We start from the raw sequence: 10,614 nt of genomic DNA on the forward strand, positions 1-10,614 counted from the left end.
ACGCAGGGTCGTGAACCCGGTGGCCGCGACGCCGCCGAGCTACCTGGGCCGTCACTACCCTGTCCCCATGAGCCATCCCTCCTCCGGCGACCTTTCCGAGACCGTCCCCACGGCGGACCTCGACGCCGTCCGCGCCCTCGTCGCGCAGGCGCGGCGCCCGGTGGTGCTCACCGGCGCCGGCATGAGCGCGGAGTCCGGGATCCCCACGTTCCGGGACGCCCAGACCGGCCTGTGGGAGCGGTACTCCCCCGAGCAGCTGGCCACGGAGGACGCGTTCCTGGCGGACCCGGACCTCGTGTGGTCCTGGTACCGGTGGCGGGCCCGCATGGTCCGGGCGCGCCGCCCGAACCCGGGGCACGACGCCGTCGCCCACTGGCAGCGGGCCGTGCCCGGCCTCGAGGTGGTCACCCAGAACGTGGACGACCTGCACGAGCGGGCCGGCGCCCGCGTGCTCGCGCACCTGCACGGCTCGCTGTTCGAGCACCGCTGCGCCGAGTGCGGGGCCCCGGCGGACGTGGACCCGGGCGCGCCCGCGGCCGCCGAGGCGGCCGGCTCGGAGGCGGACCTGGAGGCGATGCTGCGCGAGGCGCCGCCGACGTGCCCGGCGTGCGGGACGGGACGGATCCGGCCGGGCGTGGTGTGGTTCGGGGAGATGCTGCCGCAGGAGCCGTGGGAGCGCTCCTACGAGGCGCTGGAGCGCTGCGACCTGGCCCTCGTCGTCGGCACCTCGGGCCTGGTCCAGCCGGCAGCGTCCCTGCCGTTCGTGGCGCTGGGAGCCGGGGCCGCCGTCGTCGAGGTGAACCCCGTGGAGACCGAGCTGAGCGGCGCGGTGACGCACGCGCTGCGCGGCTCGGCCGGGGCGGTGCTGCCCGCGCTCGTCGCTGGCCTCTGACCCGGGCCGTCGGGGCCCTCGTCGACTGCGATGCACGTCACATGATGACGCAATAGACAACACACGCATGACTTAATAGGCTCCCCTTGCCGGCCCGCCAGGAACCCCTGGCCCGCGGCGCCGCCCCCGCCACTCCTCCCGAATCGAGATCGCCATGCCCCAGTCCCGCGCCCTTTCGCGTGGTGTCCGCCTCTCGGCCGTGTCCGCCACGCTGCTGCTCGCCCTGACCGCCTGCGCCGGCGGCACCGGCGGCTCCGGCTCGGCCTCCGCGTCCGGCGCGGCGTCCGGCTCCGCCTCCGCCGCCGAGTCGGACAAGAAGGTCACCCTGTACTCGGGCCGCAGCGAGGACCTCGTCCAGCCGATCCTGGACGAGTTCACCGACGAGACCGGCATCGAGGTGGAGGTCCGCTACGACAAGACCCCCGCCATGGCCGCGCAGCTGATCGAGGAGGGCGAGGGCTCCCCCGCCGACGTGTTCCTCTCCCAGGACGCGGGCGCGCTCGGCGCCGTCGCCAAGGAGGGCCTGTTCACGCCCCTCGCCCAGGAGACCCTGGACCGCGTGCCCGAGACCTACCGGGACGACGAGGGCGACTGGGTCGGCCTGACCGGCCGCGTCCGCGTGCTGGCCTACAACGAGGAGAAGGTCCCCGAGGCCGACCTCCCGACGTCGGTCGACGAGCTGACCGATCCGAAGTGGAAGGGCCGCGTCGGCGTCGCCCCCACCAACGCGTCCTTCCAGACGTTCGTCACCGCCCTGCGCCTGCAGAAGGGCGAGGACGAGGCCCGGACCTGGCTCGAGGACTTCGCCGCCAACGACCCGCAGCGCCGCGAGAAGAACGGCGAGATCCTCGCCGACGTGGACGCCGGCACCCTGGACACCGGCCTGGTCAACCACTACTACCTGTTCGAGCTGGCCCGGGAGAAGGGCGTCGCCCCGGAGGAGCTGGGCGCGTCCCTGCACTTCTTCCCCGACGGCGACCTCGGCTCGCTGGTGAACGTGTCCGGCATGGGTCTGGTGGGCGAGCAGGAGGACGGCGACGCCGCCGCCCTCGTGGAGTACCTTCTCTCCGAGGACGGTCAGTCGTACTTCGCCGAGGAGACCGGCGAGTACCCGCTCGTGGAGGGCGTGGAGCCGCCGGCCGGCTTCCCGGAGCTCTCCGAGGTCAAGGCCCCCGACGTGGACCTCAACGACCTGGACGACCTCCAGACCACCATCCAGATGATCCAGGAGGCGGGCCTGCTCTGACCCCCCGAGCACCGGAGCCGGCCGTCCGCCGCACGCGCGGACGGCGCGCTCCCGCGGCGCTGACCGCCGCGGCCCTCGTGGCCGCGGCGGTCGCGCTCGTCCCCATCGGCTACCTGTTCCTGCGCACCGCCCAGGGCGGGTTCGGCCCCTGGCTGGACGCCGTCGTGAGCCCGCGCGTGGGCGCCCTGGCCGCCACCTCGCTCGCGCTCACCGCCGTGGTGACCGCACTGTGCCTGGTGATCGGCGTGGGCGCCGCCTGGCTCGTGACCCGCACGGACACGCCCGGCCGCGGCCTGCTGGCCGTCCTGCTGGCGCTGCCGCTGGCCGTGCCCTCCTACGTGGCGGCGTTCACGTGGGTGTCCGTCTCGGACCTGCTGCCCGGCGTGGAGGCGGGGCGCTTCGAGGGGTTCTGGGCCGCGGTGACGGTGATGACCCTCTACACGTACCCGTACGTGTACCTGCCGGTGGCGGCCGCGCTCTCCCGGGTCGACCCCGGCCAGGAGGACGTGGCCCGCTCGCTCGGCCGCGGCCCCGCCGCCACGCTGTTCACCGTCACGCTCGCCCAGGTGCGCCCGGCGATCGCCGGCGGCGCCCTGCTGGTGGCCCTCTACGTGCTCTCCGACTTCGGCGCCGTGGCCATCCTGCGCCTGGACACCTTCACCCGGGCGATCTTCACGGCGCTCGAGGTGGGCTTCAACCGGCAGCTCGCCCTCACCCTGGCCACCGTGCTCGTGCTGCTGACGGTGCTGGTGCTCTGGGGCGAGTCCCGCACCCGCCGGGCCGACGACGGCGTCCGCTCCGGTCGCACGGTCCGCCGGGTCAGCGTGCACCGGCTGGGCCGGTCCCGCTGGGTCGGCACCGGGCTCCTCGCCGTGGTCACGGGCGCCGCGCTGGGCGTGCCCGCGGTGAGCCTGGTCCGCTGGATGGGCGAGGGCACGTCCCTGTCCGCCGTCCGGGACCGCTGGCTCGACGCCGTCTCCGGCTCCGTGGTCCTGGCGGGCGCGGGCGCGGCGCTCACCCTCGCCCTCGCCCTGCCGATCGGCATCCTCGCCGCCCGCCACCCGGGGCGCGTCTCCCGGATCGCCGAGCGCGCCGCGTTCCTGGCGCACGGGCTGCCCGGCGTCGTCGTGGGACTCTCCCTCGTGTTCCTCGGGGTCTCCCTGGTCCCGGCGCTCTACCAGACCACGTGGATGGTGGCCTTCGCCTACGCCACCCTGTTCCTGCCGCTGGCGGTCACGTCGGTGGCCGGGGCCGTCGCCCAGTCCTCCCCCGCCCTCGAGGAGGCGGCCCGGTCCCTGGGCTCCTCGGGCGCCGAGGTGCTGCGCCGCGTGACCCTGCCGCTGGCGCTGCCGGGGGTGGGCGCCGGCGTCGCGCTGGTGGCCCTCACCGCCATGAAGGAGCTGCCCGCCACGCTGCTGCTGCGGCCCACCGGCATGGACACGCTCGCCACCCGCCTGTGGAACGCCACCAGCGTGGGCCGGTACGCCGAGGCCGCCCCCTACGCGCTCACCCTCGTGCTGCTCGCCGCGGTGCCCACGTGGGTGGTGGTCCACCGCACGGGGATCGTCGCGGCCGTGCGCGGCCGCTCGAGCGCCCCGTCGACCCCGAACGAGGTGTCAGAATGACCGCCATGCCCTCCCCCGCCGCCTCGACCCGCGCGTCCCGCCCGGCCGGTCCCCGGCCCGGCGTCGGCCACGCCGTGTCCGTGGCCGACCTCGGCGCCTCCTACGGGGAGGGGCCCGTCCTGGAGGGCGTGCAGTTCGACCTGGAGCCGGGCGAGCTGCTCGCCGTGCTCGGCCCCTCCGGCTGCGGGAAGACCACGCTGCTGCGCTGCCTGGCCGGCTTCGAGCGCATCGAGTCCGGCCGCATCAGCCTCGCCGGCTCCGTGGTGGCCCTGCCCCGCGTGCACGTGCCCGCCCATCGCCGGCACGTGGCCGTGGTGCCGCAGGACGGCGCCCTGTTCCCGCACCTGAGCGTGGCGGAGAACGTGGGCTTCGGGCTGCGCCGCCGCCGGCCGGGGCGGATGGCCCGCATCCAGGAGTGCCTCGAGCTCGTGGACCTCGCCGGCCACGGCGAGCGCATGCCGCACGAGCTCTCCGGCGGTCAGCAGCAGCGCGTGGCCCTGGCCCGGGCGATGGCCCCGCGCCCGCCGCTGATCCTGCTGGACGAGCCCTTCGGCGCCCTCGACGCCTCCCTGCGCAGCGGCCTGCGCCGGGACGTGCGCCAGGCGCTGAAGGAGGACGGCGCCACGGCCGTGCTCGTCACCCACGACCAGTCCGAGGCCCTGTCCATGGCCGACCGCGTGGCTGTGATGCGGGCCGGGCGCCTGCGCCAGCTGGGCACGCCGGACGAGGTGTACGCGCACCCGGCCGACGCCTGGGTCGCCGCGTTCGTCGGGGAGGCCTCCCTGCTGCCGCTGCTGGACGTGACCGGGCCGGAGCGCGACGGCGGCCGGCGGATCGGGCGCACCGCCCTCGGCCCGGTGCCCCTGCACGGGGCGCGTGCGGCCACGGCTGTGCCCGGGGACCTCGTGGTGGTCCGCCCCGAGCACGTGCGCGGCACCCTCGACCCGACCGTCGACGTGGGCGGGGTCGAGGCCGCGCGCGTCTGGACGCCCGCCACCGTGGTGGACGTGGACTACCGCGGCCACGACTCGGTGGCCACGGTCCAGCTGGCCGACGGCACCCGGGCCCAGGCCCGCGTGGAGGGGGCGCTGCCCCCGCTCGACGCCGCCTGCGGGGTCCGGCTCGCGGGCCCGTGCGCCGTCGTCGCCCCGGGCGAGTGACCGGCCCGGGGCGGCCCCTCAGATCCAGACGCGCGTGAACTCGGCGCCCTGCACCAGCGTGTGGTGCCACTCGAGCGCGGTGGAGTCGGTGAGCGAGGCGACCTGGTCCAGGACCACGCGGCGCCGGGCGGCCTCGTCGGCGGCCTCGCGCCAGTCGAAGGCGAACATCGGCTCCAGGTAGCGGTCCCCGGAGGCGTCCAGCAGCTCCACGAGCTCGGCGAGCAGCTCGCGCTGGCGGGCGTAGAGCGGCTGGCGCTGCTCGGAGGCCATCACGTAGGCGGCGGCGATGCCCTTCATCACCGCGATCTCCGTCTCGGTCTCCGCGGGCACCACGACGTCGGCGCCGTGGCGGGTGAGCGGCTCGTTGCCGAACACCTGGCGGGTGGCGTCGAAGGCGGCCGTGCAGAACCGGCCGATCAGCTGGCTCGTCATGTCCTTCATGGCCGCGAGCGCGCGCCGGGAGCCGTCCATCTCGGAGACCCACACGTCCGTGGCCTCGAGACGGGCAAGCGCCTCGTCCACCTCGGCCGGGTCGGTCAGGGGCAGGTACCACTGGCGGGTAGTCTCCACCACGCGCTCGCGATGCTCGGGGATGGCCAGCCACTTGAGCTGGAACGCGGCGTTGACCACGCCGTCCTCCACGTCGTGCACCGAGTAGGAGATGTCGTCGGCCAGGTCCATCACCTGGGCCTCCATGGACTTGCGGGAGCCGGACACGCCCTCGCGGAACCAGCGGAACACCGGCAGGTCGTCCTCGTAGACGCCGAACTTGCGCGAGCGGGTGCCGTCCGGGCGCAGCGGGGCGTCCTCCCGGGTCCACGGGTACTTGCAGGCGGCGTCCAGGGCGGCGCGGGTGAGGTTGAGCCCGGCGGAGGAGCCGTCCTCGAAGAGCTTCTTCTGCTCGAGGCGGGCCAGCAGGCGCAGGGTCTGGGCGTTGCCCTCGAACCCGCCGACCTCCGCGCTCAGCGCGTCCAGCGCCTTCTCCCCGTTGTGCCCGAACGGCGGGTGGCCGAGGTCGTGGGAGAGGCACGCGGTGTCCACGAGGTCCGGGTCGCAGCCGAGGGACCGGCCGAGCTCGCGGCCCACCTGGGCCACCTCGAGGGAGTGGGTGAGGCGGGTGCGGGCGAAGTCGTCCGCGTCCGGGGCCACCACCTGGGTCTTGGCGCCCAGGCGGCGCAAGCCGGCGGAGTGCAGTACGCGGGCGCGGTCCCGCTCGAAGTCCGAGCGGTAGGAGGACTTGGGCGGCTCCGGCAGCCAGCGCTCCCGGTCCCACGGGGTGTAGCCCGGCGTCTGGACCGCGCGGCCCGCGTACGGCGGCCGGCCCTGGGGGCCGAACAGCACGGGCTGGTGGGCGGGCCCGGCCCAGCCCTCAGCCACCGGAGACGTCCAGCTCGGCGGCGGCGATCATGGCCTTCTGCTCCGCGTTCAGCTCGCGGGAGTCCAGCCAGCCGTCCGGCAGGTGGGGGCGCTTGGGCGCGCCGGAGCGGCCGCGCGGGCCCTCGGCGTCCAGGCCCGGGTACGGCTGGTCCCGGTCCACCCGCGAGAGGATCTCGGCCATGGTGGCCAGGTCCGGCACGGTGGAGAGGGCGGTGCGGATCTCGGAGCCCACGGGGTAGCCCTTGAAGTACCAGGCCACGTGCTTGCGGATGTCCCGCAGGGCCTTGAGCTCGTCGCCTTCGAAGGTGTCCACGAGCAGCTCGGCGTGGCGGTACAGGGTGTCCGCGACCATCCCGAGGGTGGGGCGGAAGCGGTCGTGTCGGCCCTCGAACGCGGCCTGGAGGTCCCCGAACAGCCACGGCCGCCCCTGGCAGCCGCGGCCGATCACGACGCCGTCCACCCCGGTCTGCTCGACCATGGCGATCGCGTCCTCGGCGGACCAGATGTCCCCGTTGCCGAGCACGGGGATGTCCGGCAGGGCCTCGCGCAGGCGCGCGATGTCCTCCCACACCGCGGTGCCGGAGTAGAACTGGCGGGTGGTGCGCCCGTGAAGGGCGACGGCGGCCACGCCCAGGTCGCGGGCGGTGCGGCCGGCGTCGAGGAACGTCAGGTGGTCCTCGTCGATGCCGCGGCGCATCTTCACGGTGACCGGGATGTCCTTCTTTCCGGCCTCGGTGACGGCGGCCTTCACGATGGAGGCGAACAGCTCGGACTTCCACGGCAGGGCGGAGCCGCCGCCGCGGCGGGTCACCTTGGGCACGGGGCAGCCGAAGTTCAGGTCGATGTGGTCCGCGCGGTCCTCTTCGACGAGCATGCGCACGGCGGCGCCCGTGGTGACCGGGTCCACCGAGTACAGCTGCACGGAGCGCGGGACCTCGTCCGGGTCGTGCTTAATGATCCGCATGGACTCGGGCTTGCGCTCCACGAGGGCGCGTGCGGTGACCATCTCGTTGACGTACAGGCCGCCGCCGTACTCGCGGCACAGGCGGCGGAAGGCGGTGTTGGTGATGCCGGCCATGGGGGCGAGGACCACGGGGACGTCCACGGTGATCGGGCCCAGGGTCAGGGCCGGCAGTGAGAGGCGGTCCGTGGTGGGGGCGGCGTGGCGGCCCTCGTGGAGCTGATCGTCGTCGGCGATGCGGCGGCCGGCCCCGGCGGACTTGGCGTAGTGGGAGGCGTGCGGGTCGACGGCGGCCGGCGCGCCCGCCGCGGGGCCCGCGGCGGACAGGCCGTCCGTGGCGGCGCCGCGCTCCGGCGTCGTGGTGGAGGAGGAGACAGTCATATCCCCTCCATCATCCCAGACGTGTCCAGCCCGCGGGCCGGGCTGTGGGCGAGGTCTCAGCGCGGCTCGTCGAGCACCGCGGCGATCTCCTCGCCGCCGAACATCTGCGCGGTCTGGCGGGCCGAGGGCGTGCCGGCGTCCGGGTCGGCGCCGGCGGCCAGGAGCAGCCGCATGGACGCCACGTCCCCCTTGAAGGTGGCGCAGGTCAGGGGGCGCTGGCCGCGGTCGTTGGCCTTCTCCACGTCCGCGCCCACGCGGATCAGCATCTCCACCACGGCCGGCTGGTCGTGGTAGGCGGCGAGGGTGAGGAAGGTGTCCCCCTTGCCGTTCTGCAGGTCCGGATTCAGCCCCGCCACGATGTAGGCCTCGAGGGTCTCGGCGTCCCCGCTGCGGGCGGCGTCGAACATCCGCCCGGCCAGCTCCAGCATCTCCGGGGAGGGCTGGCCGGCCTCGCCCGGCCCGTCCTGCGCGGCCTCGGGGGCGACGGCGTCGGTCGTCTCCGCCGCGAGCGCCTCGGCGGGCTCGGGGGCGGGCTCGGCGGCGGTCTGGTCCTGGCGCGGGTCCTGCGGCTGCTCGGTCATGCCCGCAAGTCTGCCGGATCCTCAGGCGTCGGCGGGCGTCCAGGCCGCCCGCATGACGTCGTACGGGCCGGGCTCCGCGCCCTCGACGCCCGCCGGCACCACGTTCTGCATCATCATGGCCAGGCTCCCGCCCTGCCGGCGCACCGCGACGGTCCAGCCCCAGCCGGAGTACTCCATGGTGACGGCCACGCCGTCCCCGTCGATGGGATGGGGCGCGTCACCGGCGCCCCGGTCGCGGCCGGCGTCCCCGCCGCCCTCGGTGCGCGCCACGCTCCCCTCCAGCACGCGGATCTCCGGGGACTGGTGGAAGGAGTCGGTGAAGGCCACGGTGACCCGCCCGTCGTCGTCGGGACGGCCGAGCACGAGGTGCCCCGCCTGCTCCCCCTGCTCCGGGTGGACCCACGTGTAGTCCAGCGTGAGGGCCGCGCCGCCGGCGACCTCGGTGAGGCGGGCCGTGGACGGGCCCTGCGCGAAGTCGTCCGTGGGGAGCATGCGGAAGCCGCACGTGCCGGTCCAGGCGGTGCTCGGGTTCTCATCCATGGGGCCGATCCTGCCACCCGCCGCGGACGCCGGAACGCCGGGACGTCCCGGGAACATCCCACGCTCGTTCAAGGTTGAAGGAACCATGGCCAAGAAACACCTCGGATTCCTCAACTTCGGGCACTGGATCCACCGCGACCCCGCGGGCGGGCGCCCCGCCGAGCCGGACGCGAAGGCCGCCCTGGACGACGTCGTGCAGATGGCCGTGGACGCCGAGTCCGCCGGCCTGGACGGCGCGTGGATCCGCATCCACCACTTCCAGCGCATGTTCTCCTCCCCGTTCCCGATCCTCACCGCGATGGCCGCGCGGACCGAGCGGATCCACCTGGGCACCGGCGTGATCGACCTGCGCTACGAGAACCCCCTCTACATGGCCGAGGCCGCCGCCACCGCGGACCTGCTGGCCGGCGGGCGCCTCGAGCTCGGCGTCTCCCGCGGCTCCCCCGAGGCCGCGAAGGACGGGCAGGCGCAGTTCGGCTACGAGCTCGCCGACGGGCAGACGTGGGCGGGCGTGACCCGCGAGCGCGGCCGCCGCTTCCTCGCCGCGGTGCGCGGCGAGGGGATCGCGACGCCGGACCTCGCCTCCGGCTGGGCCCACTCGAGCGCGCCCCTGCGGATCGAGCCGCACTCCCCCGGCCTGGCGGACCGCATCTGGTGGGGCTCGGGCTCGGCCGGCTCGGCCGTGGAGGCGGCGAAGGACGGGTACGACATGCTCTCCTCCACGCTGCTGCTCCAGGACGACGGCCGCCCCTTCCATGTGCAGCAGGCCGACCAGATCGCCGGCTACCGCGAGGCGTATGAGGCCGCGGGGCACGCCGGGACGGGCCGCTCGGCGGTGACCCGCTCCGCGTTCGTCATCCAGGACCGCGAGGACGAGCTGTACTTCGGCCGGGACCGGAACTCGCGCGAGTCCGCCGGCATGCTCGACGGCGGCCGGGCCCGCTCCGGCCCCACCTACGCGGGGTCGGCGGAGGAGGTCGCGGAGAGGCTCGCCGCGGACGACGCCGTCCAGGCCGCCGACTGGGTGCTCTTCGCCAACCCGAACCAGCTCGGCCCCGAGTACAACGCGAAGATCTTCGCCGGCTGGGCCGAGGTGTGGCGCCTGCTCGGCTGGGACCGCTGACGGGAGGCTGAGGGGGCGGGTGTGACAGGCTGGGGCCGATGCCGTCCGCCTCGCCCTCCTCCCCCGCCTCCCGCCGAGCCCGGGCGCATCCCGCCGCCCGCCGCGACGTCGTGCGCGCCCGCTGGGCGGCCACGCTCGCGTTCCTGACGAACGGAGCGATGCTCGGGGCCCTCATCCCCCACTACCCGCAGGCCAAGGCCGCCTTCGGCCTCGACGCGGACGCGTTCGGCCTGCTCGTCGTCGCGCTCGCTGCGGGCGCGGCCGCCACCGGCTCCCTGCCGGCGCCGGTGCTGCGCCGCTGGGGCAGCCGGCGCGTGATGCTGGCCGGCACCGTGGTGATGGCCGTCGTCGTCGTGGCGGCGGGCCTCGTGGTGGACTTCTCCGCGCCCGCGCAGGGGAGGCCGTGGGCGGGCGCCGTCTGGCTGTTCGCCGCGCTGCTGGGCGTGGCCGGCATCCTCGACGCCGTCGTGGACACCGCCCAGAACGCCCAGGGGCTGACCGTCCAGACACGCCTGGCCCGCCCCGTCCTCACCTCCATGCACGCCGGCTGGAGCCTCGGCGCAGGGCTCGGCGCCGGCCTGGGCGCCCTCGCCGTGGGCGCGGGGATGCCCGCCGGCCTCCACCTCGGACTCAACGGGGCCGTCTGCGTGGCCGTGCTCGTAGCGGCGGGGCGCCGCTTTCTTCCCGACGACGCCCGGCCGGCCCCCGACGCCGACGCACCCGAAGGC

General features: G+C 75.3%; 10 protein-coding genes. 6 read left to right on the top strand and 4 right to left on the bottom strand.

Annotated elements, in window-relative coordinates:
- Positions 1 to 67: 67 nt before the first annotated feature.
- From NWP10_RS07935 to NWP10_RS07950, 4 genes are all read left to right on the top strand, one after another.
- The gene (locus NWP10_RS07935; protein ID WP_258300482.1) at positions 68 to 892 is read left to right on the top strand and encodes an NAD-dependent deacylase; all 825 of its coding nucleotides are present in this window, start codon (positions 68 to 70) and stop codon (positions 890 to 892) included.
- A 154-nt stretch (positions 893 to 1,046) separates the two neighbouring features.
- A complete protein-coding gene (locus NWP10_RS07940; protein WP_375162472.1) occupies positions 1,047 to 2,138 on the top strand; it encodes an iron ABC transporter substrate-binding protein in 1,092 nt (363 codons plus the stop codon).
- A 77-nt stretch (positions 2,139 to 2,215) separates the two neighbouring features.
- Positions 2,216 to 3,763 (top strand): iron ABC transporter permease, encoded by a 1,548-nt coding sequence (locus NWP10_RS07945; RefSeq protein WP_258300484.1) that lies wholly within the window; start codon positions 2,216 to 2,218, stop codon positions 3,761 to 3,763.
- A 5-nt stretch (positions 3,764 to 3,768) separates the two neighbouring features.
- Complete coding sequence (locus NWP10_RS07950; protein WP_258300485.1) at positions 3,769 to 4,923, top strand: ABC transporter ATP-binding protein; 1,155 nt, start codon at positions 3,769 to 3,771, stop codon at positions 4,921 to 4,923.
- Between the two features lie 18 nt (positions 4,924 to 4,941).
- Here the strand turns inward: NWP10_RS07950 and NWP10_RS07955 are convergent, their stop codons facing one another.
- Genes NWP10_RS07955 through NWP10_RS07970 form a run of 4 tightly spaced genes read right to left on the bottom strand, consistent with a single transcriptional unit; the run spans position 4,942 to position 8,763 of the window.
- On the bottom strand, positions 4,942 to 6,264 hold the full coding sequence (locus NWP10_RS07955) for a deoxyguanosinetriphosphate triphosphohydrolase (protein WP_375162473.1): 1,323 nt from the start codon (positions 6,262 to 6,264) through the stop codon (positions 4,942 to 4,944).
- Between the two features lie 28 nt (positions 6,265 to 6,292).
- Positions 6,293 to 7,642, bottom strand: a complete 1,350-nt coding sequence (gene dusB, locus NWP10_RS07960; RefSeq protein ID WP_258300487.1) for a tRNA dihydrouridine synthase DusB — start codon at positions 7,640 to 7,642, stop codon at positions 6,293 to 6,295.
- A gap of 56 nt (positions 7,643 to 7,698) precedes the next feature.
- Positions 7,699 to 8,223 carry an ankyrin repeat domain-containing protein gene (locus NWP10_RS07965; protein ID WP_309137715.1) on the bottom strand — a complete coding sequence of 175 codons (525 nt, stop codon included), beginning with the start codon at positions 8,221 to 8,223 and terminating at the stop codon, positions 7,699 to 7,701.
- A gap of 21 nt (positions 8,224 to 8,244) precedes the next feature.
- A complete protein-coding gene (locus NWP10_RS07970) occupies positions 8,245 to 8,763 on the bottom strand; it encodes a hypothetical protein (RefSeq protein ID WP_258300488.1) in 519 nt (172 codons plus the stop codon).
- A gap of 85 nt (positions 8,764 to 8,848) precedes the next feature.
- On the opposite strand from NWP10_RS07970, the gene NWP10_RS07975 reads away from it, so the two are divergent.
- Together NWP10_RS07975 and NWP10_RS07980 are read left to right on the top strand one after the other, a co-directional pair.
- Positions 8,849 to 9,886 carry an LLM class flavin-dependent oxidoreductase gene (locus NWP10_RS07975; RefSeq protein ID WP_258300489.1) on the top strand — a complete coding sequence of 346 codons (1,038 nt, stop codon included), beginning with the start codon at positions 8,849 to 8,851 and terminating at the stop codon, positions 9,884 to 9,886.
- A gap of 38 nt (positions 9,887 to 9,924) precedes the next feature.
- A partial coding sequence (locus tag NWP10_RS07980; RefSeq protein WP_258300490.1) for an MFS transporter occupies positions 9,925 to 10,614 on the top strand: 690 nt, incomplete at its 3' end.

It is taken from the genome of Micrococcus sp. HG099 (genome assembly GCF_024723355.1).
Lineage (GTDB): Bacteria > Actinomycetota > Actinomycetes > Actinomycetales > Micrococcaceae > Micrococcus > Micrococcus endophyticus.